This is a genomic window from Saccharospirillum impatiens DSM 12546, from assembly GCF_000423605.1.
GTDB classification, from domain to species: domain Bacteria; phylum Pseudomonadota; class Gammaproteobacteria; order Pseudomonadales; family Natronospirillaceae; genus Saccharospirillum; species Saccharospirillum impatiens.
The window spans coordinates 117,445-142,618 of sequence record NZ_AUIH01000011.1; the positions used below are offsets into that span (position 1 = coordinate 117,445).

24 protein-coding genes are annotated in these 25,174 nt (G+C 56.5%); 12 read left to right on the forward strand and 12 right to left on the reverse strand.

What is annotated here, in order from left to right; translation table 11 throughout:
• Nucleotides 1–20 precede the first annotated feature (20 nt).
• Nucleotides 21–359, reverse strand: a complete 339-nt coding sequence (glnK, locus tag G565_RS0109935; protein WP_028670788.1) for a P-II family nitrogen regulator — start codon at nucleotides 357–359, stop codon at nucleotides 21–23.
• Between the two features lie 294 nt (nucleotides 360–653).
• Between glnK and G565_RS0109940 the strand changes: the two genes are divergently transcribed.
• Entirely contained in the window at nucleotides 654–902 is a 249-nt protein-coding gene (locus G565_RS0109940) for an accessory factor UbiK family protein (protein ID WP_028670789.1), read from the forward strand.
• A gap of 71 nt (nucleotides 903–973) precedes the next feature.
• Nucleotides 974–1,567 carry a hypothetical protein gene (locus G565_RS0109945; protein WP_028670790.1) on the forward strand — a complete coding sequence of 198 codons (594 nt, stop codon included), beginning with the start codon at nucleotides 974–976 and terminating at the stop codon, nucleotides 1,565–1,567.
• Nucleotides 1,568–1,758: 191 nt separating this feature from the next.
• On the opposite strand, the gene G565_RS0109950 is transcribed toward G565_RS0109945, so the two are convergent.
• The 8 genes from G565_RS0109950 to tkt form a co-directional block, all read right to left on the reverse strand.
• The gene (locus tag G565_RS0109950) at nucleotides 1,759–2,655 is read right to left on the reverse strand and encodes an aspartoacylase (RefSeq protein ID WP_028670791.1); all 897 of its coding nucleotides are present in this window, start codon (nucleotides 2,653–2,655) and stop codon (nucleotides 1,759–1,761) included.
• A 311-nt stretch (nucleotides 2,656–2,966) separates the two neighbouring features.
• Nucleotides 2,967–3,896, reverse strand: coding sequence for an isopenicillin N synthase family dioxygenase (locus G565_RS0109955; protein ID WP_028670792.1), 930 nt, complete (start codon nucleotides 3,894–3,896; stop codon nucleotides 2,967–2,969).
• 171 nt (nucleotides 3,897–4,067) lie between these two features.
• A complete protein-coding gene (locus G565_RS0109960) occupies nucleotides 4,068–5,054 on the reverse strand; it encodes an ABC transporter permease (protein ID WP_028670793.1) in 987 nt (328 codons plus the stop codon).
• A 2-nt stretch (nucleotides 5,055–5,056) separates the two neighbouring features.
• Entirely contained in the window at nucleotides 5,057–6,187 is a 1,131-nt protein-coding gene (locus tag G565_RS0109965; protein ID WP_028670794.1) for an ABC transporter permease, read from the reverse strand.
• Nucleotides 6,184–7,761: an ABC transporter ATP-binding protein gene (locus G565_RS0109970; RefSeq protein WP_028670795.1), complete on the reverse strand. Its 1,578-nt coding sequence runs from the start codon at nucleotides 7,759–7,761 to the stop codon at nucleotides 6,184–6,186. Before G565_RS0109970 ends, G565_RS0109965 begins: the two co-directional genes overlap by 4 nt.
• A 259-nt stretch (nucleotides 7,762–8,020) precedes the next feature.
• The gene (locus G565_RS0109975) at nucleotides 8,021–9,022 is read right to left on the reverse strand and encodes a BMP family lipoprotein (protein WP_028670796.1); all 1,002 of its coding nucleotides are present in this window, start codon (nucleotides 9,020–9,022) and stop codon (nucleotides 8,021–8,023) included.
• A gap of 228 nt (nucleotides 9,023–9,250) precedes the next feature.
• Nucleotides 9,251–10,258 (reverse strand): BMP family lipoprotein, encoded by a 1,008-nt coding sequence (locus G565_RS0109980; RefSeq protein WP_028670797.1) that lies wholly within the window; start codon nucleotides 10,256–10,258, stop codon nucleotides 9,251–9,253.
• 220 nt (nucleotides 10,259–10,478) lie between these two features.
• Entirely contained in the window at nucleotides 10,479–12,470 is a 1,992-nt protein-coding gene (tkt, locus tag G565_RS0109985) for a transketolase (protein ID WP_028670798.1), read from the reverse strand.
• Between the two features lie 285 nt (nucleotides 12,471–12,755).
• Here tkt and G565_RS23710 point away from each other — a divergent pair, with 285 nt between their 5' ends.
• The 4 genes from G565_RS23710 (at nucleotide 12,756) to metF (ending at nucleotide 17,620) form a co-directional block, all read left to right on the forward strand.
• Nucleotides 12,756–13,760, forward strand: a complete 1,005-nt coding sequence (locus G565_RS23710) for a metalloregulator ArsR/SmtB family transcription factor (RefSeq protein WP_051207732.1) — start codon at nucleotides 12,756–12,758, stop codon at nucleotides 13,758–13,760.
• Nucleotides 13,761–13,772: 12 nt separating this feature from the next.
• Nucleotides 13,773–14,927, forward strand: coding sequence for a methionine adenosyltransferase (metK, locus tag G565_RS0109995; RefSeq protein WP_028670799.1), 1,155 nt, complete (start codon nucleotides 13,773–13,775; stop codon nucleotides 14,925–14,927).
• 77 nt (nucleotides 14,928–15,004) lie between these two features.
• Nucleotides 15,005–16,405, forward strand: a complete 1,401-nt coding sequence (gene ahcY / locus G565_RS0110000; RefSeq protein WP_028670800.1) for an adenosylhomocysteinase — start codon at nucleotides 15,005–15,007, stop codon at nucleotides 16,403–16,405.
• Between the two features lie 384 nt (nucleotides 16,406–16,789).
• The gene (gene metF, locus G565_RS0110005) at nucleotides 16,790–17,620 is read left to right on the forward strand and encodes a methylenetetrahydrofolate reductase [NAD(P)H] (RefSeq protein ID WP_028670801.1); all 831 of its coding nucleotides are present in this window, start codon (nucleotides 16,790–16,792) and stop codon (nucleotides 17,618–17,620) included.
• Nucleotides 17,621–17,643: 23 nt separating this feature from the next.
• On the opposite strand, the gene G565_RS0110010 is transcribed toward metF, so the two are convergent.
• Nucleotides 17,644–19,203, reverse strand: coding sequence for a flagellar brake protein (locus G565_RS0110010; RefSeq protein ID WP_037338605.1), 1,560 nt, complete (start codon nucleotides 19,201–19,203; stop codon nucleotides 17,644–17,646).
• 181 nt (nucleotides 19,204–19,384) lie between these two features.
• On the opposite strand from G565_RS0110010, the gene argC reads away from it, so the two are divergent.
• The 3 genes from argC (at nucleotide 19,385) to G565_RS0110025 (ending at nucleotide 21,367) form a co-directional block, all read left to right on the forward strand.
• Complete coding sequence (gene argC, locus G565_RS0110015; RefSeq protein ID WP_028670803.1) at nucleotides 19,385–20,329, forward strand: N-acetyl-gamma-glutamyl-phosphate reductase; 945 nt, start codon at nucleotides 19,385–19,387, stop codon at nucleotides 20,327–20,329.
• Nucleotides 20,330–20,345: 16 nt separating this feature from the next.
• Complete coding sequence (locus G565_RS0110020; protein ID WP_028670804.1) at nucleotides 20,346–21,074, forward strand: 16S rRNA (uracil(1498)-N(3))-methyltransferase; 729 nt, start codon at nucleotides 20,346–20,348, stop codon at nucleotides 21,072–21,074.
• Between the two features lie 71 nt (nucleotides 21,075–21,145).
• On the forward strand, nucleotides 21,146–21,367 hold the full coding sequence (locus G565_RS0110025) for a hypothetical protein (RefSeq protein ID WP_037338608.1): 222 nt from the start codon (nucleotides 21,146–21,148) through the stop codon (nucleotides 21,365–21,367).
• Nucleotides 21,368–21,449: 82 nt separating this feature from the next.
• Here G565_RS0110025 and G565_RS0110030 read toward each other — a convergent pair whose 3' ends face one another.
• Nucleotides 21,450–22,256 carry a TatD family hydrolase gene (locus G565_RS0110030; protein WP_028670806.1) on the reverse strand — a complete coding sequence of 269 codons (807 nt, stop codon included), beginning with the start codon at nucleotides 22,254–22,256 and terminating at the stop codon, nucleotides 21,450–21,452.
• 166 nt (nucleotides 22,257–22,422) lie between these two features.
• Here G565_RS0110030 and G565_RS0110035 point away from each other — a divergent pair, with 166 nt between their 5' ends.
• Together G565_RS0110035 and G565_RS0110040 are read left to right on the forward strand one after the other, a co-directional pair.
• Nucleotides 22,423–23,028: an HAD family hydrolase gene (locus G565_RS0110035; RefSeq protein ID WP_028670807.1), complete on the forward strand. Its 606-nt coding sequence runs from the start codon at nucleotides 22,423–22,425 to the stop codon at nucleotides 23,026–23,028.
• Nucleotides 23,029–23,059: 31 nt separating this feature from the next.
• Nucleotides 23,060–24,463: an MBL fold metallo-hydrolase RNA specificity domain-containing protein gene (locus G565_RS0110040; protein WP_028670808.1), complete on the forward strand. Its 1,404-nt coding sequence runs from the start codon at nucleotides 23,060–23,062 to the stop codon at nucleotides 24,461–24,463.
• 13 nt (nucleotides 24,464–24,476) lie between these two features.
• Here G565_RS0110040 and G565_RS0110045 read toward each other — a convergent pair whose 3' ends face one another.
• Nucleotides 24,477–24,812, reverse strand: coding sequence for a hypothetical protein (locus tag G565_RS0110045; RefSeq protein WP_028670809.1), 336 nt, complete (start codon nucleotides 24,810–24,812; stop codon nucleotides 24,477–24,479).
• Nucleotides 24,813–24,929: 117 nt separating this feature from the next.
• Here G565_RS0110045 and tnpA point away from each other — a divergent pair.
• The coding region (gene tnpA, locus G565_RS0110050; RefSeq protein WP_028670810.1) for an IS66 family insertion sequence element accessory protein TnpA at nucleotides 24,930–25,174 on the forward strand (245 nt) is incomplete at its 3' end.

The following is a 25,174-nucleotide window of genomic DNA, read 5'->3' on the forward strand; positions in this document are numbered from 1 at the left end:
CTCCCGTTAGTCTACCCGGCTCAGATCGCGTCGTTGCCTGTTTCGCCGGTACGAATGCGAATCGCCTGTTCCAGCGGGGTCACAAAGATCTTGCCGTCACCGATTTTGCCGGTGTTGGCGGCCTTGGTAATGGATTCGATCGCGCGATCGAGCAGTTCGTCTGAAATGCCGACCTCAACCTTCACCTTGGGCAGAAAATCGACCACGTACTCTGCACCGCGATAGAGTTCGGTATGGCCTTTCTGACGACCAAAGCCTTTGACTTCGGTCACGGTAATGCCTTGAACGCCAATTTCTGACAGCGCTTCGCGGACGTCGTCCAACTTGAAGGGCTTGATAATGGCTGATACGAGTTTCATGTCGTTCACTCCTGTTGGTTCCACCGTTGCGCTGAGAATCAGCACCGGCCCGAGGGCTTGACTATCGCGATCAGTGCGACAGCCGGTCACCCGAGTTACAATGTCCAATGCAACGGTTGGCTGCGATTGGTTTCATCCGTGGAGGGTATATAGCGAAGCTCGTGCCAACTCGACTAATCCTTTAATATCAAGCAGTTAGCCATTGAACTGCGTCACAAACCGTATTGTGACGCACCGTATTGGAGCGCTGCACAATAAGTGTGCGGCACTAAAGCACCCTGATGGAGCACAGTCATGAAATTGCCAGAAGACTTACTTGACCAGATCAGCCGGCAGGCCAGTGAACTGTTCAGCCAGGGCCAGCAAGCCCGCAGTGAGGTGCGCCAAAACCTGCGCAGCCTGATGCAATCGCAGTTGAGCAAACTCGATGTTGTCAGCCGTGAAGAGTTCGATGCACAACAGGCCGTCCTGCAACGAACGCGTGAACAACTGGCGAATCTGGAGCAACAGCTGGCCGACCTGGAAAGCCGTCTCAAGCCGTGACTTCCGCCACTGGTAAACACCGGATATTCGAATCACACTCGCTTCATACTGGCTCATAGTGGAGACACGCCATGCACACTTCCCCGTTGATCGCCTCGACTCTGTTCGGCACTGCTTTGCTGCTGTTCAGCTTCTCTGCCCACGCGAAAACCGCGCTGATCGATATGGAGGATGCACGCTCCGGGGGCTTTGGCGGGCCAGTGGTCAAGCTGGGGACTGTCAACGGCGATAATGCCGTGATGATCGGTGGCGAGGGTGGCGCTACGTTCACGTCCGGGGCCCACTCACTGATCATTGGCGGGGCGGGTTATGGCCTGGTCAATGAGCTGGAATGGGACGACACCGGGCGCAAGCTGGAAATGGGTTATGCGGGCTTGCTGATGGGCTATACCCACCAGCCCGACCGGGTGGTGCACTGGGAAAGCAAGGTATTGCTGGGGGCGGGGAATGTGTCCATCGTCGATAGCGGAGGCAGCAACGATGAAGATGCCAACTTCCTGGTCAGCGAATTCAGTCTCTCAGGCGAGGTCAATGTGACCGACTTTCTGGAAATCGGCATCGGTGGTGCCTACCGGCTGACCAGCGAACCGCTGATCGACAACCTGGATGCTGGCGACATTTCCGGCCCCAGCGTGTTCATCAGCTTCCAGTTCGGGCAGATCTAATACCTCTGTTGGGCTAACTGTGTGCCAATGGCCCGCTCCGACTACCGGAAATGCTCCTGTGGGGTCGGCGTAGATCCATCCATGGAGCCTAGACCGCAGCATCCGTGCTGCGGACTACCCCACAGGAGCATCTCCGGCATCCGGCGCTTGCTACAGCGACGAACTCCAAACCAAAAGCTAAAAAGTCACAATCAATCCGGCATTTGAATATCAATCTTACGCATCAGGCTAAGCCCGATGTGCTGATCATAATAAGCCGCTTCATTGATGAAGGCCCCGTACAAGGTTTCGGTGCCTTCATAATTCAGGGTTTCACCTTCCAGCGTAATGAACAGCGGGTCGCCCGGTTGAATGGGCTGGTAATCGGTGTCTTGCCGATCGGGGTGAATCATCGCCGTCAGTTCACCGCGTTCGTTCTCTGGCAGCTTCAGCTTTTCGACGAACTGGAACCCGGGCAAAGACGCGGGTAATTCCGGCTGATTGCCCGCGCGCACAGCCGCCAGGTAATCCAACCCAAGGCGGGTCGCCTGGCGCGTTTTGTCAAACACATCCCAGCGCAGCATGCCCTGAGGCACCGGCCCCACTTCTACCAGCAAACCATGGTGTTTCGCCAGTGAGATCAGAAAGTTATCGCTCAGGCGATCTTCCGGCTCATAAAACAGCGTGACCTCCGGCATATGCTGTTTGATGTAAAACGCCATGCCCACCACCAGCGCATCGTCTGATTTGATCACCAGGGTCGTTCCCATATTGGCGGTGGTGGTGTGAAGATCGATGATGAAGTCGACCCTGGGGGCGTCTTTCGGGCCCAGCAAGGTGTTCAGTGATTTGGCCCGGTTCTGCTCATAGCCACAGAGGCTGTGGTCAGAGAGGTCTGCCCAGCTGAACTGCCGGTTCAGATCCTGATCGAGGTAGCGCCGATTGCAACCATTGGCCTTGGGGTTGGCAAGATGCAACTCGGTCACCAGCCCATCCCGGCAGACTTCTTCGGGGTTGTTGCGCCAGTGCTTGAGCAAATGCACCCCGGTAAGCTCGTTACCGTGGGTACCGCCGGTGATGGCAACGTGTTTGATCGGGGATGTCGACATGGGGCACCTGCGTGGCTTGGCTAAATTCTCTTCCCCAGTATGAGGGACTTGGAGAAAAAGCCAATCCCCCTCTAACGCAGGCCATTGCATGGCGGGGCGAGAGAGGGCCTGAGGCCACTCAAGTTTCGCAGTTCGGTCGGCTAGATGGCATTGGTCCGCACCGGATACCGGGTGTGCCCCTGTGGGGTCGGCGTAAATCCGTCCATGGAGCCTAGGCCGCAGCATCCATGCTGCGGACTTCCCCACAGGGGCACACCCGGCACCCGCTGCTAGTCTCGGCAACGAACTCCGAAACCTGAGTCACTCTATCTTTACTTAACCAGCCCGATCTCGCGTAACCGTTCCATCAGGTACTCATCACTGGTGATGGGCGGGTAGCGCTTTGGGTTGTCTTCGGTGACGCACTGCGGCAGTGCATCCAGCGAGGTACCCGGGTTCGGGTGGACAAAGAACGGAATGGAGAACCGCGATACCTTGCCAGCCTCGCCTTTGGGGTTGACGACACGGTGCGTGGTTGAAGGCAGCACGTGGTTGGTCAGGCGCTGCAGCATGTCGCCGACGTTACAGATGATGGTGCCTTCAATCATCGAGATGCCGACCCACTCGCCGCGCATGTTCTTGACTTCCAGCCCTTCCTGCTCGGAACCGACCAGCAGCGTGATCAGGTTAATGTCTTCGTGCGCACCGGCGCGCACGTTCGGCAGGTTGGGGTCGGTAATGGGAGGATAATGCAGCGGGCGAAGAATGCTGTTGCCGTAGTTTACCTTTTCGTCGAAATAGTGCCGGTCTTCACCGATAAACAGGGCAAAGGCTTGCAGCAGCTCCTGCGACAGTGCATCCAGTTCGTAGTAAAGCCGCAACATGGCGTCTTGGAACTCGGGCACTTCTTCCGGCCAGACGTTCGGAGTCAGGTCTTTGTGCGGTGCTTCGCCGTCGATCTCCCGGCCTACATGCCAGAACTCTTTCAAATCGACATGCTCGGCGTTCTTGGCAATCTCGGTCCCGAATGGAGTGTAACCCCGGGTGCCGCCGTTGTTCTTGAAATAGGCTTTCTTGGTGGCGTCGGGCTGCGCAAACACTTTTTCGGCGGCGCGCAGGGCATTGATCGCCACCGAAGCGTCGATACCATGGCCGGTAATGCCGGCAAAGCCCCAGGCCTGATAGGCAGCGCCCATCTCCTGAACAAAGCCCTCGGGATCGGTTTTGAAACGGCGTAAATCGAGCGTAGGAATGGTGTTCATAGTGGCAGTCTCTCATTCAGGCACAGCCTGACAACACGGTTATCCCCCGTACCGGCGCCAGCCAGTTTGGGGGATGGTCTCAGTGAGACCCCGAATCAGGTCGGGTGAGGTGGTGGTCCACCTTCTTGTCTCAATCACACGTCCAGACCGACCGGGGGTTACCCGGCCAGATCAGGCACGTTCTTTCACGTAGGGCTTGCCGATTGCCTTGGGCGCTACCGCGCGCCCTATAAAGCCGCCCAGCAACACCACAGTCAGGATGTAGGGCAAGGCTTCAACCAGTTGAACCGGCACTTCGAAGCCCAGAATGATGGCTCCCTGGCTGCGATCAGCAATGGCTTGCAAGGCACCGAACAGCAGACAGGCAAGCATGGTGGTTTTGGGTCGCCATTTGCCAAAAATCAGCGCGGCCAGGGCCATATAGCCTTTACCGGCGCTCATGTTTGGAGAGAACTGGGCGGTCAGTGCCACCGCCAGATAGACACCGGCAAAACCGGCCAATAAGCCACACACCAGCAACGCCAGGTAGCGAACCTTTGTTACGGAAATCCCGGCGGTATCCACCGCCTGGGGGTTTTCACCCGTCGCCCGCAAACGCAGTCCAAAGCGGGTACGAAACAGCACAAACCAGCACAGGGGAACCGCTAAAAACGCCAGATACACCAGAATGTAATGGCCGCTCAGCAACTCGGAATAGATACCACCGATGATGGGCACATCGGCCAGGGCCTCCGCGAACGGAAATACAATGGGCTCGAAACGGGCGTTTAATTCATCGGCACGACTGACCAGGTTTGGCGTATTCCCGCCTTGGCTGAACCAGTAGTTGCCCACAGCAGCGGTCAGCCCGGCTGCCAGGATGTTAATGGCCAGGCCAGACACCACATGGTCACCGTTGTGAGTAACCGTCGCAAAGGCATGCAACTGGGCAAACATAACCGACGCCATCATACCCGCGAGCAAGCCCATCCAGGGAGAGCCGGTGTAGTAAGCGGCCGAGGCGCCGGCAAAGGCACTGATCAGGATCTTGCCTTCCAGCGCGATGTTCACAATGCCTGCGCGTTCGGAAAACATACCAGCCAGGGCTGCGAAAATCAGCGGCGTGGCATTACGAAGGGTGGCATCGAGAATCAGAATTATACTGTTAAATGCGTCCATGATCAGGCCTCCGCCGCGAGTTCTTCAGAGGTCTTTTTGCGATTGCTGGACAACCGCAAATAGAGCCGTTCAATCGGATGCTTCATCATGTTTTGCAAGGCACCTGAGAACAGGATCACCAACCCTTGCAGCACCACGACGATGCGCGCATCTACCGAATATTCGAACTGCAACTCACTGCCACCCTGGGTCAGGAAACCAAACAGCAAGCTGGCGATAACGATGCCGAATGGATGGTTGCGCCCCATCAGCGCCACGGCAATACCGGTAAAGCCCATCTGATTGACCAGATTGAGCTTGATCTGGTGGGCTTCACCCTGAACCACGTTCAGCGCCATAAACCCGGCCAGGCCGCCACCTATGATCATGATCATTATGACCGTTTTCGGAATGCTGATGCCCCCGTACTGAGCACCTGACGCATTGCTGCCCATGGCTCGCACTTCGTAACCCCAGCGCGTACGCCACAGAAAAAACCACACGGCAAAGGCGACAAACAAAGCCCAGAACATCGACAGGTTAAGCGGTGACCGGTCAATTGAAATACCGATCAACGCCAGTGCCTCATGCATCTTCGGAATCCACGAGGAAGGATCGAAGACCGCACTTTCCACCGACATGGTACCGGACGGTTTTAGAAAGTTGATCAGGATGTAGTTCATCATCGAAGCGGCGATGAAGTTAAACATAATGGTGGTAATAACGATGTGCGAACCGCGCTTGGCTTGCAGCCAGGCGGGAATCAGCGCCCACAGACCACCGAACACAAAGGCGGCAATAATACTGATCGGTAACAGCACAAAGAGCGGCACATGACCACCCAAACCCAGGCACACCAGGCCGACACCCAATGCACCGATGTAGGCCTGGCCTTCACCGCCAATGTTGAACATCCCAGCCTGAAATACCACGGCCACAGCCAGCCCGGTAAAGATGTAACTGGTCATGTAATACAGGGTATAGCCCCAGCCATAGGAGCTGCCAAAGGCGCCATAAACCATGGCCTGTAACGCTTCAAGTGGGTTGATATTCAGATACCAGAACACCAGAGCGGCGGCCAGCGCGGCCATAGCCACGTTGGCCAGGGGGATAACCCCGACCGTGATCCAGGCGGGTATACGGTGTTGACTCATGCTGGTTCCTCCGCCTGCAATGCCTTAATTTCATCAGGAACAATATTAGCCATCATCAGGCCCAGGGTGCGTTCGTCGGCTTTGTCAGCCGGGACTTCACCCACGATAGTACCGTCGAACATCACCAGAATGCGGTCCGACAGGGAGCGAATTTCATCCAGTTCAACCGAGACCAGCAAAATTGCCTTGCCCGCATCACGCATCTCGAGAATGCGCTTGTGAATGGATTCGATGGCACCGATATCGACGCCGCGAGTCGGTTGCCCGATCAGCAGGACATCCGGGTTCTGTTCAATCTCACGGGCAATGACCAGTTTCTGCTGATTACCGCCGGAGAAGTTGGCCGTTTTCAGGTAGGGATCCTGTGGGCGAACATCCCAGCGTTCCATTTTTTCTTTACAGTCGGCGATAATCGCCGCTTGCTTCATCGTCAGGGCGCCGTTGTATTCATGGTTGCGGTGATAACCGAGCACAAAGGCTTCGTAAGCTGAAAAGGTATTGATCAGGCCCATGCGATGACGGTCTTCGGGGATGTGTCCGATGCCCGCTTTGCGCACTTGAGACGGGTTCATCGGGTGCCGGGCATCCAGGGTGTGACCATTCAGGTCGATGCTACCGCTGTCGACCGGGGTAATGCCCGCCAGGGTTTCCAGCAGTTCGGACTGGCCATTGCCAGACACCCCGGCAATGCCGACGATTTCACCGGCACGCACATTCAATGAAACGTTATCGAGGCGTTTGACACCGGCACTGTCGGTCATGCTCAGATTATGTACCGAGAGTTTGACATCGCCGGGGGCTGAATCGCCTTTATCTACCTGCAACAATACTTTGCGCCCAACCATCAGTTCGGCCAGATCTTCCTGATTGGTTTCAGCCGTTTTTACATGGGCCACCATCTCACCACGACGCATAACCGAGACATTGTCAGTGGCCGCCAGAATTTCACGCAGCTTATGCGTAATCAGGATGACGGTCGTGCCCTGGGCTTTCAATGAATCCAGCACCTTGAACAGATGCTCTGTTTCCTGGGGCGTGAGCACGCCCGTTGGCTCATCCAAAATCAGGATTCGAGCCCCGCGGTACAGCGCCTTGAGAATCTCGATGCGTTGCTGGAACCCAACCGATAATTCTTCCACAGGCTGGTCCAGTGGTACCGACAAACCGAACTCTTCGGACAAACGGTTCAATTCAGCACGTGCTTTATCCAGGCTCTCATCGATCAGTTCGCCGCTTTCTGCGCCCAGTACGACGTTCTCGAGAGCCGTGAAATTCTGAATCAGCATGAAATGCTGGTGGACCATGCCAATACCCGACGCAATCGCGGTCTTGGAATCCTTTATTTTCAGCACCCTGCCATCAATGGCAATGTCTCCCTGATCGGCTTCGTAAAAGCCGTAGATGATGCTCATCAGGGTGGACTTGCCTGCACCGTTTTCGCCGACGATGCCGTGAATGGTGCCTTTCTCGACCTTAAGATCGATATTCTTGTTGGCGTGTACCGCACCGAAGTGCTTGTCGATGCCGCGCAGCTCAAGGGCGTATTCTGCAGCAGATTGGGTCTGGGCAGTCATGGGTCACCCGGTCAGTAGAGGTTAATGGAAACGCTGTATGCTATGAGAGTAGCCGAACACGCGCCGGGTCTCACTCGGTCCGGAAATCGTCCGAACCGGATATCGCCCTCCCCTTGGGGCTGGCGTTATTAAATACATCGGCCGGCACCGGGACAAGCCCGGCAACCGGCCGAAAGAGTTGTGATCAAGACAAATCACAACCCCAGCAAAAAGACACTTGCCGTCAGGCAGGGGCCTTTTTTACAGGATCACAAGACGATCAGATATCGCAGCTGCTGGTCGCAGTGTAGTCATGAACGGTGATGGTGCCGTTCACAATGTCCGCGCGAATCTGGTCCATACGGGTCTGCATTTCTTCAGTGATCAGGTCTTCGTTGAACTCGTCCAGAGCCCAGTCAACACCGTCGGCACCCAGATCCAGAACCTTAATGCCACCTTCCCACTCACCGGCCTGGGCTTCTTCCCAGGAGGCGTAGGCTGCAACACCCACACGCTTGACCATAGAGGTCAGCATGGTGCCAGGCTGCAGGTAGTTCTGGTTAGAGTCGACGCCGATGGCGTAAACGCCTTCGTCAGCCGCCGCCTGATAGACACCGATACCGGTACCGCCAGCGGCAGCGAAGATCACGTCTGCACCCTGGGAGATTTGTGACTTGGCCAGTTCAGAACCGCGCGCCGGGTCATTGAACGCCGCCGGAGTTGAACCTGTCATGTTCTCGAAGTATTCGATATCGCTGTTTACGTATTTGGCGCCCTGCTGATAACCACAGGCGAACTTGCGAATCAGCGGAATATCCATACCACCGACGAAGCCAACAGCATCGGTCTCAGACGCCATAGCAGCCAGGGCACCAACCAGGAAAGAACCCTGGTGCTCTGCGAAGACGATGGACTGGACGTTCGGCAGATCCACGACTGAGTCGATGATCGCGAACTGAATGTCAGGGAACTCGGAAGCCACTTTCTCAACAGACGATGAATAGTTGAAGCCTACGGCAACGATCGGGCTGAAGCCGCGGTCGGCCAGACGACGCAGACCCTGTTCACGCTGCTCTTCGTTCTGCGGTTCAAATTCACGGACGGCAATGCCTTTGTCCATGGTGAACATCTCAGCGCCGTTGCGATATACCGCTTCGTTAAAAGACTTGTCGAACTTGCCTGCTGTGTCATAAACGACCGCAGGTTGAAAATCTTCCGCTGCGGCGATGGCAGCAGAAAAGGACAGCACAGCTGCAGCAGCCGCTTTCAGCATTGGTTTCATGGTGAATCCCCTTTCAGCGTTAATGTTATGGTTGTTTTGCATACGCCCAACGAACCCCTTGAGGGGCCATTGGAAGCACTCTAGGCAAAGCTGACCGTTTGGTCAACCCCGCAAAGCTCGTTTGCAACAAACTGTTGCATTATACACAGCCACTTCGTCATTACATCGTCAGAATCACAGCTGATTCATCCTGGATTCATATATCGCGAAGAGCTCCGGCACAGGCTGCTAACCCTCCAGCAACGGAACCGGGCACTGACTGTTCGTTGTATAGTCGTGCACCCGTATACGACCGTCAATGATGCGTTCCCGCAGCTGAGCCATGTCTCTTTCCATATCCAGAGTGACCAGTTGGCGATTGAAAATATCCAACGACCAGTCTACTCCGTTCTCAGCCAGACCCAGCTGTTGGACGCCAGGCTGCCACTGGCCATTAACAGCCTGCTCCCAACTGGTGTAAGCGGCCACACCCACCCGTTTGACCATGGAGGTCAACATGGTGCCCAGGTGCAGATAGTTCTGATTAGAGTCCACGGCAATGGCGTAGCTACCGCTGCTTTTGGCGGCCTGGTATACGCCGATACCGCTACCGCCGGCGGCGGCATAGAGCACTTCGGCGCCCCGCTCAACCAACTCCTGCGCCAGTGCGTTGCCGCGATCGGGGTTGGACCAGGCATCCGGGGTGTTGCCGATCATACGCACCATGACCCGGGCGTCATCGTCTACATAATGCGCTCCCTGGGCATAGCCACAGGCGAATCCGCGAATGAACGGCAGATCCATCCCTCCCACAAAACCCAGAGGTGCCCCTCCGGTTCTCATCGCCGACAGAGCGCCCACGAGAAACGAGCCCTCCCACTCCTTGAAGATCAGTGACTGTACATTCGGTTCGTCAACGACGGCATCAATAATGGTGAACTGAATATCGGGAAACTCCGGGGCCACGGCCGACAAGGCGGGTGCGTAGGAGAAGCCAACGGCAACGATGGGGCTGCGGCCCTGGCTAGCCAGTTCCCGCAAAGCGGACTCGAAGGCATCTGATGTCGACGGATTAACTTCCATCACATCGATGTCGAAGGTTGACTGGAATCGGGTCACTCCCTCGCGGAAAACCGCTTCGTTGAAGGAGTTATCGAATTTCACTCCATCGGAATAGGCCACAGCTGGCAACGCTTCGGCGTGCACCCAACCAATGCTCACAGCCAGTAAAACACTGAAAATACGAACCAATTTCATGCAACCCTCGTTTTTGACCTAGCGGTTAGTTTTCAATCAGTATAGGGACTCTTGCTCGCCTGATCGAGCCTTGTCGAACGCGGCTGCCGGGTAAGGTCCAATGTGCTGAATTGGCGCGCATCACCGTACAACCCCGGCAGCGGTCCATGCGCACAGATTCAGACGATAACACGCAGAGTGGACCAGCCGATCGACTGGCCCACTCCGTTGGGCGGGAATATTAAAGCGAGGATTGTACCAAGTTGACCAAAGAGTCAGAAGTAATACCAAAATGGTTGTAAAGGTCACCGGCAGGGGCCGATTCACCAAAGCTGGTCATACCCAGAACGGCACCGTCGAGACCGACGTACTTGAACCAGTAGTCAGCGATGCCGGCTTCTACTGCAAACCGCTTGATACCCTGAGGCAGGACGTCATTCCGGTAGTCAGCATCCTGAGCGTCGAAGCGCTCGGTGCAAGGCATGGATACCACGCGTGTCGCTACGCCCTTGGCTTCCAGTGCTTCAGCGGCTTCAACGGCCAGGCCAACCTCCGAACCAGTTGCAATCAGAACCGCCGCTGGCGTGCCGCTGCTGTCTTTCAGCACATATCCGCCCCGTTCGATGTCAGCCAGTTGTTGGGCTGACCGTTTTTGGTGCGCCAGACCCTGACGCGAGAACACCAGCGCACTCGGCCGGTCGCTGCTTTGAATGGCCGACTTCCAGGCCACCGCACTTTCGACCGCATCGGCCGGACGCCAGGTATCGAGATTGGGCGTCAGGCGCAGCGAGGACAATTGCTCAACCGGCTGGTGGGTCGGGCCATCTTCGCCCAGGCCAATCGAATCGTGGGTATAGACGTGAATCAGCGGCTGCTTCATCAGCGCCGACATGCGCACTGCGTTACGGGCGTATTCCATAAAGATCAGGAAGGTGGCGCCGTACGGGCGGAAGCCGCCGTGCAGAACCAAACCATTCATAATGGCGGTCATGCCGAATTCCCGAACACCGTAGAAGCAGTAATTGCCATCTGGCTCTGCCTGGCTAATGCCGCGTGCACCGCTCCACAATGTTAGGTTGGAACCGGCCAAATCCGCAGACCCGCCGAGCAGTTCCGGCAGGCTTGGCGCCAACGCCTCAATGGCATTCTGCGATGCCTTGCGGCTGGCGATAGTCTCCGCCTTTTCGTTAACACTCGCAATGTAGTCATTGGCGATCTTGTCGAAGTCGGCAGGCAAGGTGCCGCTCATGCGACGCTCAAACTCAGCGGCCAGGTCCGGGTAGGCAGCTTTGTATTCCGCGAAACGGTCGTCCCACTCAGACTCGGCCTTGCGACCTTTGCCACGGGCGTCCCAGGCATCGTAAATGTCCTGCGGAATGTCAAAGGCACCGTGTTTCCAGCCCAGTTTTTTGCGAGCCAGGGTAATTTCGTCGTCACCCAGCGGAGCGCCGTGGCTGGATTCCTTGCCTTCTTTGTTCGGGGAACCAAAACCAATGATGGTCTTGCAGCAAATCAGTGTGGGCTGATCGGTGTTTTCCCGGGCGGTTTCAATCGCCTGCTGAATTTCTTCCGGGTCGTGCCCGTTGACGCGGGGAATGACCTGCCAGCCGTAGGCTTCAAAGCGCTTAACGGTATTATCGGTAAACCAACCAGCTACTTCGCCGTCGATTGAAATGCCGTTGTCGTCATAAAACGCGATCAGTTTGCCCAAACCGAGCGTACCCGCCAGTGAGGACACCTCGTGCGACACCCCCTCCATCAGACAGCCGTCGCCGAGGAAAACATAGGTGTTGTGATCAACAATGGTGTGACCTTTACGGTTGAACTGCGCCGCCATCGTTTTTTCAGCCATGGCAAAGCCAACCGCATTGGCCAGGCCCTGACCCAATGGGCCCGTGGTGGTTTCAACACCGGGGGTATAGCCGTATTCGGGGTGGCCGGGCGTGCGCGAATGCAGTTGACGGAACTGTTTCAGATCCTCGATACCCAGGTCGTAACCGGCAAGGTGCAGCAGTGAATATTGCAGCATGGAGCCATGGCCGTTGGACAAGATAAAGCGATCACGATCAACCCACTTCGGGTTGGTCGGGTTGTGCTTGAGGTGATCACACCACAGCACCTGGGCGATATCGGCCATACCCATCGGCATGCCCGGATGTCCGGATTTGGCTTTTTGCACAGCATCCATACTCAGGGCACGGATGGCATTGGCAAGTTCACTACGTGACGGCATCGAAAAGTCCTCGACTGTTGGTTTTCGCGAGCGGCTGACACCCGGCTGGCAAGGTCAGGCACCGGGAGGGGGCGGAATTGTCCCAAAAATAACCGATGGGGGCAAAGCGTCTGTCGCCTGACATATAATTTATGTCTCGAATTATTACAAATTCAAGCATCCAGTGCCATTTTTGCGCCGACATTCGCACTGAATAGCCTTTGACACCGCTTCCAACACAATCTATATCAAAATATATTGATATAGTTATTGAGAAAGCAGCAGGCCACTGCTAGTCTTGCCGCCATGAATCTGGACCTAGTACCGTCTTTCTTTAAAGCCATTGGCGACCCGACCCGTTTGACCGTGCTGCAGGCACTGGGCCATGGGGCCTTTGGTGTGCTCGAACTGAGCGACCTGCTCGACGTTCGCCAGTCCGGCATGAGCCACCACCTGAAGATTCTGAGCAAAGCTGGCTGGGTAGAGAGTCGGCGGGAAGGCAACAGCATCTATTATCGTCGATCACTGAGCGACCAGCTGTCGATTCAGCAGCAGCTGTTCCGGGAACTCGACCAATATGAACTGCCTGAAGATTTGCAACGTAAATTGGCCGACATACGGGCAGCGCGACTGAATGCCGCCCAGGCGTTCTTTGCCAACCACGCCGACGAGTTTGAGCTGCATCAGGAGCGCATCGCCCTGTTTCACCAATATGGGCCGGAAACGCTGCAACTGCTCGACAGTTGCCGCCAGCAAACCCATCAGCGAGCACTGGAAGTCGGGCCTGGCAAAGGTGAGTTTCTGACCGCACTGAACGATCGCTTCAGCCAGGTGGTCGGCATCGATATTTCGACGGCCATGCTGGAACAAGCCCGGATTCCGGCCCGGCATTTACGCCATGTTGAATTGCGCGAAGGCAATACCGAAAGCCTGAGGGCCGACGATGAACAGTTCGACGTCGTGGTCTATAACATGGTCTTGCACCATGTCCCGGCTCCCGGCCAGGAAGTCATCAATTGCGCTCAACTGATGGCGCCGGGTGCCTTGCTGGTGATTACCGATCTGTGCCACCACGATCAGGAATGGGCGCACGACCAGTGTGGCGACCAGTGGCTCGGGTTTGAGCCGGATGAATTGCATCAGTGGGCCGAATCGGCCGGGCTGGATCACGAACAAGGCCGCTTTTTGGCCCTGCGCAACGGTTTTCAGGTGCAGACTCAGGTCTACCGAAAACCGCCGCAAACACCGCTTTTTACTGATACCAGCGAGGCAAATGCCACCGCTGGACACCCACTCACGTCGCTGAACTGAGGAACACAGCCCATGAGCGAGTACAGCCTCTTCACCTCCGAATCGGTCTCTGAAGGCCATCCGGATAAAATGGCCGACCAGATATCCGATGCCGTCCTGGATGCCATTCTGACCGAAGACAAGAATGCCCGGGTTGCCGTGGAGACCATGGTCAAGACTGGCATGGCGATCATCGCCGGTGAAGTCCGCACCGACACCTACGTCGATCTGGAAGACATCGTTCGTGGCGTCATTCTCGACATCGGCTACGACAGTTCCGATGTCGGCTTCGACGGCGCGTCTTGCGCGGTACTGAACGGTATCGGCAAACAGTCGGCCGACATTGCTCAGGGCGTTGATGAAGCCGACAACAAAGACCTCGGCGCTGGTGACCAGGGCCTGATGTTCGGCTACGCAACCAACGAAACCGATTCCTACATGCCCGCGCCTATTTATTACAGCCACCGCCTGGTCGAACACCAGGCCAAGCTGCGTAAAAACGGCGTACTGCCGTGGTTGCGTCCAGACGCCAAATCCCAGGTCACCCTGCGCTATGAAAACGGGCGTCCGGTTGCTGTTGACGCCGTTGTACTGTCGACCCAGCACGATCCAGACATCAGCCTAGGCGATCTGCGCGAAGCGGTAATGGAGCACATCATCAAGCCGGTATTGCCGGCCGAATGGCTGCACAGTGACACCCGTTACCACATCAACCCAACCGGTAACTTCGTGATCGGTGGCCCCGTTGGCGACTGTGGCCTCACCGGTCGCAAGATCATTGTCGACACCTACGGCGGCATGGCCCGCCACGGCGGCGGTGCATTCTCCGGCAAAGACCCATCCAAAGTAGACCGCTCGGCGGCCTATGCCGGTCGCTATGTGGCGAAGAACATTGTCGCGGCCGGCCTGGCCGACAAATGCGAGATTCAAATCTCCTACGCCATCGGCGTATCCGAGCCGACGTCCATCGCAATCAACACCTTCGGCACCAACAAGGTGGACGAAACCCTGATCAGCGATCTGGTGCGCGAGCATTTCGACCTGCGCCCGCGCGGCATCATCGAGATGCTCGACCTGCTGCGCCCGATCTATCGCCCCACTGCTGCCTATGGCCACTTTGGCCGCGAGGGTTTCAGTTGGGAAGCAACTGACAAGGCAGACGCGCTGAAAGCAGGCGCGAAGATTTAAGCTATGAGCTGTTAGCTGCGAGCTGTGAGCTAAAAACTCGACGCTCGCAACTCAAAACATTCTTTCAGGAGACTACTATGACCACCGCCGTGAATCTGGATACCTTCACCGACTACAAAGTCGCTGATATCTCACTGGCCGCCTATGGCCGCAAGGAAATCAACATCGCCGAGCACGAAATGCCGGCACTGATGGCCCTGCGCAACAAATACAAGGCCGACCAGCCGCTCAAGGGTGCGCGCATCATGGGCTGCATTCACATGACGATTCAGACCGCTGTACTGATCGAAACCCTGATTGAACTGGGTGCCGAGGTTCGCTGGTCGTCGTGCAACATCTTCTCAACTCAGGATCACGCCGCCGCGGCCATCGCCGCCGCCGGTATTCCGGTGTTTGCCTGGAAGGGCGAAACCGAAGAAGAGTTCCTGTGGTGCATCGAGCAAACCATTCTGGCTGAAAAAGAAAGCAGCGACGTCTGGAACGCCAACATCATTCTCGACGACGGTGGCGACCTGACTGAAATGGTTCATGGCAAATACCCACAGTTGTTGAACGACATTCACGGTATTTCCGAAGAAACCACAACAGGCGTTCACCGCCTGCTGGAAATGCTGGAAGAAGGCACCCTGAAAGTGCCCGCGATCAACGTCAACGACGCCGTCACCAAATCGAAAAACGACAATAAGTACGGCTGCCGCCACTCGCTGAACGATGCAATCAAACGCGCCACCGACCACTTGCTGGCCGGCAAAAAAGCACTGGTCATTGGCTACGGCGACGTGGGCAAGGGCTCTGCTGCGTCATTGCGTCAGGAAGGCATGATCGTCAAGATCACCGAGATCGACCCGATCTGCGCCATGCAAGCCTGCATGGATGGCTTTGAAGTCGTCTCCCCGTACAAGAACGGCATCAACGACGGCACCGAAGCCAGCATCAACACCGATGTTCTCGGCACCACCGATCTGATCGTCACCACCACTGGCAACACCAATGTCTGCGACGCCAACATGCTTAAAGCATTGAAGAACGGCGCCGTGGTCAGCAACATCGGTCACTTCGACAACGAGATCGACACCGCCTATATGCGCAAGAACTGGCGCTGGGATGAAATCAAACCCCAGGTTCACCAGATTTTCCGCTCTGACGATGCCGACGACTATCTGATTCTGCTGTCCGAAGGCCGCCTGGTTAACCTGGGCAACGCCACCGGTCACCCCAGCCGTATCATGGACGGTTCCTTTGCCAACCAGGTACTGGCACAAATGTATCTCTATGAGCAGAAGTTCGCCGACCTGCCGGCCGATCAGAAAGCCGAAAAACTGTACGTGAAAATTCTGCCGAAGAAACTCGACGAAGAAGTCGCGGCGGAAATGGTGCGCGGTTTTGGCGGTGTCATCACCACCCTGACCGAAACCCAGGCCAAATACATCCGGGTACCGGTTGAAGGCCCGTTCAAACCAAACGACTACAAATACTGAGCTGAATTCGGCGTTTGGGTCGTCTGAGAGGCATTAGTCCGCAACGGCCACCGGGTATGTCCCTGTGGGGTCGGCGTGAACCCATCCATGGGGCCTAGGCCGCAACATCCATGTTGCGGACTACCCCACAGGGACACACCCGGCATCCGTCGCTAGCCTCCCAGGCGGAACCCAAAAACCTAAAAACCTAAAAACCCACGCTAGAATTTAATGCTAGCACCGAACAGAGTGGCAGCTGCCGGGTGTACCTATTCGGGGAAGTCCGCAGCAGGGATGCTGCGGTCTAGGCCCCATGGACGGGTTTACGCCGACCCCGGATAGGTACACCCGGTGGCTGTCACGGACTCATGATTCCATAGCAGGAATGACCAGAGAAGATAACTCATGCCTAATTCCGTTCCTGTCAGCTTCGAGTTTTTTCCACCGAAGACAGACGCTGGCTATGAAAAACTGCTGAACGTTCACAGCGAACTGAAAGCGGCCGATCCCGAATTTTTCTCGGTCACCTATGGTGCCGGGGGTTCCACACAAGAACGCACCATCAGCACGGTGATTGAACTCAACAGCCGTGGTGTGCCGACCGCGCCGCACCTGTCGTGCATTGGCGCCACAGAAGCCACTCTCACCGCATTGCTGGATCGCTACAAAGACGCAGGCATCAGCCGCATTGTCGCTTTGCGTGGCGACTTGCCGTCTGGCATGGGTGGCACCGGTGGCGACTTCCGGTACGCATCTGACCTGGTGCGCTTTATTCGCGAGCACTACAACGACACCTTCAAACTGGAGGTCGCGGCTTACCCCGAAATGCACCCCCAGGCACCTAACTACGATCGCGATGTCGACAACTTCGTCAACAAAGCCAAGGCCGGTGCCAATACGGCTATTACACAGTATTTTTACAGCGTGGATGCCTACGTTCACTTCGTCAGCGAAGTGCGCAAGCGCGGTTGCGAGATCGACATCGTACCCGGCATCATGCCGATTACTCAGGTGTCGAATCTGATCCGTTTTTCCGATTCTTGCGGTGCCGACATTCCGCGCTGGTTGCGCAAGCAACTGGAAGCCTGCGGCGACGACAGTGCTCGCATTCAGGCGATTGGTCTGGAAGTGGTCAGCGGGTTGTGCCGGGAACTGATCAGTGCCGGTGCTCCGGCCCTGCATTTCTACACCATGAATCGTTCAGAACCGTCGCTGGCAATTATCGACCAACTATAAGCACATTGATAAGCACATCGCTTTCAGGCACGAACCGCCGGTCGTAACAGCTCGACCGGCAGTCCCAGCTTAACCGGATCTGCCGGGCCCTCTACCTCAATAGCCTCTCCCACCAGGTCGATGTCCCTCGGTGGCAGCGGCGATTGCTCACTGAGCTTGTACAACTGACGCACCCGGGTGGGATGGTTTTTATCATTGTGTCGAAGCACCAAACCCGCACAGCCATTACTCAGACGAACACAGGACCCCAGCGGATAGAGCCCCTGAGTTGCGATCAGCTGCTGGATCAGGCGGGCATCAAACGCCTCTTGCTTGTGCAATGCCCCCAGAGCAGCTGTTGGCCGATAGAAGACCTGATCATCCACCACCTTGTAGGCGAGGCGGTCTACCGCCGAGATCAGCTTTGCCATAGGCTGCTCTTTGGCGCCTAACCGGCGCAGCAGAGCGTGCGTCATCCACGGAGTGATACCCGCATCGGCATAGGCATTTTTCGCCGACGGCGATCGTACCTGGTGGTCGGCCTGCACCAGACTGGTGGCCAGGCGTTGCTCAATGTCGGAATTATCCTTGCTCCGAATCCGGCTGAGTAACAGCAAACCGAAACGGTCCTGGTTCCAGGCCTGGCTCAGGGTTCGTAACGATTCAACCAGCTCAGTACTGACCTCGGCTTTGTTATTCGCCTGCTGTTTGCGCACTGCGGCCAGTGTATTTCGCCAGGCGGCGGAACTGTCGACTGGTGCAGACAGTTCCGGTGTTTTGGCCGAAGCCTTGGGCACGCCCGCTGCTTTATTGCGGTGAGGTTTGAACCGCGTGGGCACCTCGCCATTGGGCAATAGAAAACGAGCAGGTATCTCATCCCGGTTGCCGCCGTTTTTGACGAAGTTGATATGGTCTCGCTGCAAATCTGTGACTATCGCTGAAAACTGCACCTCGAGTTGCGCCAGCAAGGCCGTGTATTGGCAGCCAATGCCTGTGACCCCCGTCGAATCGTCATAGTCTGAACGCAGCATGTTGGCCTGAAAACTCAGTTGAGTCTCGTTCGGAAACGTCAGCTCGATCGCCAGAGTTTCATCTTGCTGAGTGTAAAATTCAGTCAGATCCCCTTCAAACTCCAGCCGGCACCCTTCCACCGACATATCGCGTAAGACCCCATACCGTGCCTCACCGCTTTCACTCACAACGCGTGCATCGACGATCAGGCTGCGTCGTGCCGACGCCCGGAAACTCTTGCGGCGTTGCAAGTAGTACAGTTCTATGGGCAATGGGCATTCATAGCGAGGGTCGGCGTTTGTTCCGATCGACCGGGCAGATAGCTGGCGAGCACGAATGCGCACACCATCGAAATACGTCTCCAGCGTAAACGACTCGCCCGCCGCCAGGTATCGGGCCATGACTTTGGGCATGGGCTCGTCGAGCACCAGCAATCGCTCGCGCGGTTTTATCTCCACGAGGTAAGTGGTCAGACTACGATGCCGTTCGGGGAACACCAGGGTAACCGGGGCCATCTGCTGCTTCGCCTGGCGAAACATACGCAGGATATCGGCCTCTTTGGTTACAAACTCGCCCTCTGTATCGGTTGCCACCAAAGCCTCTTGTGTTGGGTTCTTTGCAGCGAGTCTACCACTGTCTGCAGGGTGGCTGAACACGCCCCGAATCGATACGGCCAATGGCGCGGAGCGCGCGTACCATTCTTAGTCTGTCCCTACCGCCACCCGCCAAACAATAGTACCCTTGGCATCTGGTTCACTGGTACGAGATTCTCGCATGGCACACAAGGTATTCATCGACGGCCAATACGGCACCACCGGCCTGCAAATTCAACAGCGCCTGGAGGCACACCCAGAGGTCGATCTGCTGACCGTGCCACAAGACAAGCGCCGCGATGCGCTGCTGCGAGACGAATGCCTGAATGAAGCCGATGTGGTGTTTCTCTGCCTGCCCGACGATGCCGCTCGCGAGGCCGTTGGCCTGGTCACCAACCCCAACACCATCATCATTGATGCATCCAGTGCTCACCGGGTATCACCGGATTGGGCGTACGGCGTGCCGGAACTGCCCGGTCAGCGTGAGTTACTGCTTAACAGCAACCGTATCGCCAACCCGGGCTGCTACCCGACCGGCATGACATTGCTGACCAAACCGCTGGTCGATGCCGACCTGATCCCCAAAGACTACCCGCTTGCCATACACGCCATAACCGGCTACAGCGGCGGTGGCAAGGCGATGATCGCCGACTACCAGAGCCGCAGCGGAGCCGACCTCGAAGACATAGCGGCCCGGCCCAAAAACCTCGACCTGATGCACAAGCACCTGCCAGAAATGCAACGCATCCCGGGTTTCCAGTTCCCACCCGTGTTTGTACCCACCGTCGGTAATTTTGAACAGGGCATGATCGTTCAGGTGCCGCTGCACGCCCGCTTACTCGGTGGCCCGGCCACGGCCCTGCATGAACGCCTGGCCGCGACCTACGGCGGTGAGCCGTTCGTGCACCTGTTCCCGCTGAACGACCAGTCGCAGCTTGAAGACGGTTTCCTTAAGCCCACCGCCTGCAACGGCACCAACCGGGTCGAACTGTTCGTTTACGCCGCTGATAATGGCCTGATCATGCTGATGGCAAGGCTCGACAACCTGGGCAAGGGTGCTTCCGGTGCCGCAGTACAAAACATGAACCTGCGCCTGGGGCTCGACGAGGCCACCGGCCTGCTCTGAAGCGCCGACTCAAACGATGAGAATTTCCCGAATCTACCTGCCCGAAGCCGACGCCCCGGGCACTTTACTGGCATTGCCCGAGGGGGCTCACGGCCACCTGGTGCGGGTACTGCGCCTGGGTGATGGCGCGCCGGTGGAGGTGTTCAATGGCCGGGGCGAGCGTTTTGCGGCCCAGCTAACGAACGTATCCAAGCGCAATGCATCTGTCAGTCTGGATAATCGGCTTGAGCCGACACCCGCATCACCGCTGGCGACGCACCTGGGTCTGGTCATGTCCAAGGGTGACCGCATGGACTTCGCGCTGCAAAAAGCCACTGAACTCGGCGTCACTGAGATCACCCCGCTGACCAGCGAACGCTGTGACCTGCGCCTGAAAGCCGACCGCCAGGAAAAGAAACAGCAGCACTGGCAAGGCGTCATCACCAGCGCCTGCGAGCAATGTGGGCAGGACACCTTGCCCGTTCTGAACCCCATTACCTCATTTCATAACTGGGCCAGCGACCAGCAACAACCGCTCAAACTGGTGCTACACACCGCCGCTCAGCGCCCGAACTGGCCGCCGGAAGCCCCTGAATCGGTTGCCTTCCTGGTCGGGCCCGAAGGCGGGTTGACGGATGACGAAGTCGCCTACGCCCAGCAACAGGGCTTTCAGAGCTGGCAACTGGGGCAACGCATTCTCAGAACCGAAACGGCGCCTCTGGCGATGCTGTCCATTTTGCAGAACCGCTGGGGCGACCTGTCGTGACCAATGGCGTCTGGCCGCAATGACATGGCTTGGGTAAACTGACGGTTTACGACTGACAGGGAGGCACCCGTATGGATGTGTTTGTATTTGTATTGGCGGTGATCATCATCACCACCATCGCAGGGCTGATCAAGGAACAGATGAAACAGCGACGCAAGGTCGACAACGCAATGAGTGCCGACCAGCAGGCTCGTATCGACAAACTGGAAGCCCGTGTCGCTACTCTCGAACGCATTCTGACGGACGAAAAATCCCAGCTACGCCAGGATATCGACGCCCTGCGTCATGGCTAAACCACACTTGGTCAAACCAGTGTTTTGAATATCAGTGTTGGTATCTGCTCGATGCGAGCGGCGGGTGCCACTCAACTAACGTCTACTGAAAGGCAAACAAACGGCGTGCGTTGGCGTAACTCTGGCGCAGCACTTCAGCCACCGGCACCTGCTTCACATCGGCGATTTTCTCAATGATAAACGGCAAATACTTGGGCGCATTTTCGCGGCCCCGGTAGGGGGCGGGCGTCAGGAAGGGCGCGTCGGTTTCGACCACCAGTTGATCCATGGGTGTCGCCGCCAGCACCTCGCGAACGTTTTCCGCTTTATTGAAGGTGATGATGCCGTTGAATCCCAGCATAAACCCCTGTTCCAGGCAGAACTGGCCCAGCTCCAGACCCGAGGTAAAGCTGTGAATGACCCCTTTCTTTGCGAGACTGGGAGCAAACTCCTTCAAAATAGCCTGAGTATCGGCATCCGCTTCCCGGGTGTGGATAACCACAGGCTGATCCAGCTCGGCCGCGATGGCTAACTGCTCGGCAAACACCCGGCGCTGCACCTCACGGTCGGCATGATCGTAGTAATAATCAAGCCCGATCTCGCCAATGGCGACAATGCGTTCATCGCGCCCGTGTTTGCGCAATTCCGCAGCCGTTTCATCGGTGTAGGCCTCGGCATCGTGAGGGTGTACGCCCTGGGTGGCATGGATCATCGGATCCAGGTCGCGCAGCTCCCGCACCCGGGCGAGGTTATCCGGCGACACCGCAATGGTCACTACACGCTCAATACCGACTGCACGTGCCTGAGACAGCACCTCGGTCAGCGCCTCATCTTTCAGATAATCCAGATGACAATGGGTTTCGATGATCGGGTGATCAAACACCGGTATATCACGCTTGTTTCGGCTCATCAGAGGTCTCAACGGTCAGGCAAAGAGTATGGGCGGCCAGTGTAATGATCCAAACACCGTAAAGCCAACCAACAAAGGTCGATAGTAGCTCCCGCCATTGGGAATGCCGTAAACTGGCACTCACTGCTGTTTCAGCGTTCGCGTTTCAACGACCCACAGAGGCTCTATGACCCCGATCAAACACCTTGTCTTCGATATGGGTGGCGTACTGGTTAGCATCCACTGGCATCAGGAAGTCAGCCGCATACTGCACAGAGACGTCCCTTTTGAACAGATCCACGCTTTATGGGGCAACGCCTACTCAACCCATGCCTTCGAGACCGGCAAGCTGAACTTCGAAGCGTTTACCGATGCCTTCATGGAAGAGTTTACTCCCGGTCTCGACCGGGAAGCCTTTCAAACCACCTTCCGTAACATACTCGACAACGACTTCCCCGGTATTACCGAGCTATTGCTCAGCCTGCGCGAACGCTACACCCTAAGCCTGCTGAGCAACACCAACCCCTGCCACTGGCAGATGCTGGTCGACCGCAATACATTTCTGCCACTGATAGAACACCATTTTACCAGCATGACCTTGGGCGTCATGAAACCCGACCCGGCCATTTATGAAGCGGTGCAAGCAGCATTGAACGCCGAACCGGCCACCATCCTGTTTTTCGACGATGGCCTTAAAAACGTTGAAGCCGCCCGCTCCCTGGGCTGGCAGGCCGAGCAGGTCTTTGGGCCCGATGATATCCGCAAGCAATTGAGTCAATACCGGCTAGACTGACCCGAACAGACTCAATTGAAAGGATGCAGCCATGGCCACGGTTCAATTTCTGGGGGCTGCCCGGGAGGTCACCGGCTCCTGCCATCTGGTCACCATTCCCGGCATCGGTCGGGTTCTGCTTGACTGCGGCATGCACCAGGGCGGCGATGCCGTCGACCGGCTCGGTGATGAAACCTTCGAGTTTGATGCCAAAAGCATCGATGCCCTGGTGTTGTCCCATGCCCACATGGACCACTCCGGTCTGCTGCCACTGCTCGCCAAAAAAGGGTTTCGCGGCCCAATCCTCTGCACGCCCGAGACAGCCGAACTACTACCAATCATGCTCGAAGATGCCGCAGGGCTTTACGAACGCGATCTGGACCGTAAAAATCGGCGACTGCTGCGCAAAGGCAAACCAACAATCGAACCGCTCTATACCCAGGCCGATCTCGATGTCGTCTTTTCCCTCTGCATCGGCTCGGCTTATCAGAAACCCTACGCTTTGCTGCCCGGCCTGAGTGTTACCTTATTTGACGCTGGCCATATACTGGGCTCTGCCGTCGTACAACTTGAATTCAACGAGCGTAACCAGACGAAAAAACTGGTCTTCAGCGGCGACCTTGGCAAAAAAGACACACCACTGATGAACGACCCAACTCAGCTTACCGATGCCAGCATCGTACTCATGGAAAGCACCTACGGCGACAGAGACCACCGCTCACTGCCCGACTCCATCGTCCAAATGGAACAGATACTCAAAGAAACCTGGGCACAAGGGGGTAATGTATTGATCCCGGCGTTCGCCGTCGGTCGCACCCAGGAAGTCCTGTACCACCTGGGCGCCATGCACCAGCGCGGCGCTCTGGATGGCTGGCAAATCTACCTCGACAGCCCCATGGCCCACAAAGTGACACAGGTGTATGACCACTGGCTGCACACGCTCGATTGCGGAGGTGTGAAGAAACTGTGCGACACCGACATCAGCTTCCTGAAAGACTTTCTGCCCAGATTATCGGTAACCTCCAGCACCGACGATTCCATGGCCATCAACCGAATCAAAAGCGGAGCACTGATCATCGCCGGCAGCGGCATGTGCACGGGCGGGCGAATAAGGCACCACTTCAAGAACAGAATCTGGGACCGGAAAACAACCGTCATCTTCTGTGGCTATCAGGCACAGGGCACCCTTGGGAGGTTACTGGTAGACGGACTCAAGACAATAAAGATGTTTGGCGATGAGTTTGCCGTCAACGCCCGCATTGAAACCATTGGCGGGTTCTCCGCTCACGCCGGCCAACGCGAACTGCTGAACTGGGCGGCCAGCTTTAGCAACCGCCCGGAGCTCTATCTGGTTCACGGAGAACCCAAAGCCCAGGACGCACTGGCCAGCAAACTGTGGGAAGAATTCGAGATTGCAGCAACCATTCCGAAGCAGGGAGAAACAGCGGTGTTTTAACAACAACAACTGACTACATGCGGCTTCGAATCTCGACCTCCCACTCTTCGTTTGCCGTACTCAAACCGCTGCGAGCCAGTGCCACTAGCTGATCGATTTCGCTTATGAGTTCGTCAGGTGTAAACCGTTTTTCCATACCTGGATACATACCGCCATGATCTCTGGTCCATCTTGACCAATACCCAACCGCCATTTTAACGTGGATAAGGAGTTCCCGTCTTGCTAGCGGTGGTATAGTTTTAGAGTATTCAAGAATCACATTGGCAGAAAAATTCTCGGGCTCCAGTAATTGATCGGTCTTGCTTGCTACTGCTTCGATTTCTTCCTGGATTTCCTTATCTACTTCCATCCACACGTCTATTGGAAGCTCCTTAGCACCGTAAGCGCCAATAAATCAGCACCTGTTTTCACCGTACCGACTCATTCACACTGATTCCTCCGATCCAGTACCGAGGAATGCATTGTGATGACCAAACAACGACAGCACGACTGGCAACAGATCATGAACGATTGCCAAGCCTCAGGCCTTTCCGGCATGGCATTCTGCAAACAGCAGAGTATTTCCTATCATCAGTTTACGTACTGGCGCAGCAAATTACGCCAAACACAGGGCAGTCAGTCAAATCCAAAATCTGGCTTTACCCGCGTCAGTGCGGCTGCCCCGGAACACTCAGAAACTGAGTTGACGGTCACGCTTCCCACCGGGATATC